Origin of the sequence: Vogesella mureinivorans (assembly GCF_007644035.1) — a bacterium.
In the GTDB taxonomy this organism is placed as follows: domain Bacteria; phylum Pseudomonadota; class Gammaproteobacteria; order Burkholderiales; family Chromobacteriaceae; genus Vogesella; species Vogesella mureinivorans.
Window position 1 is genome coordinate 1 of record NZ_VMTV02000920.1, and the last position, 418, is coordinate 418.

Annotated in this window: 1 protein-coding gene; it reads left to right on the forward strand. The window is 43.1% G+C overall.

Features of this window, described 5'->3' with window-relative positions:
- Positions 1–413, forward strand: a 413-nt coding sequence (locus FLQ44_RS25695; RefSeq protein WP_206209042.1) for a transposase, incomplete at its 5' end; no start/stop codon positions are given.
- Between the last annotated feature and the right edge of the window lie 5 nt (positions 414–418).

The following is a 418-nucleotide window of genomic DNA, read 5'->3' on the forward strand; positions in this document are numbered from 1 at the left end:
GCACCAAAGCCAGCGTATCTGATGACCAAGGGTTGATTGAAATGCTGACCCAAAATATCGATTACTTCAAATCTAAACCGCTGGAACTGCCGAAGATTACTATCTTGGTAGATCATGGTTATCATCCTGAAAAACTGACGAGTTCATTGGAGCAGATTTATCCTCAAATTATGACCAAGATCCAGTTTGAACTCTCGGCCAAACCATCAAAAGCTCAAAAGGAGGCTAAAGGACAATCGGGATTTGTTCCGGTTGCAGCTAGATGGGTGATTGAAAGATCGAATGCTTGGGTAGAGCGATGCAAGAGTTTAGTCAAAAATTTTGACCGCACACTCGAAGCTGCCAATGCCAAGCTCAAGCTTTGTTTTATCAGATTGATGCTCAAACGACTTGCTGCTCCAGTTAGCCCCTAAAAAGA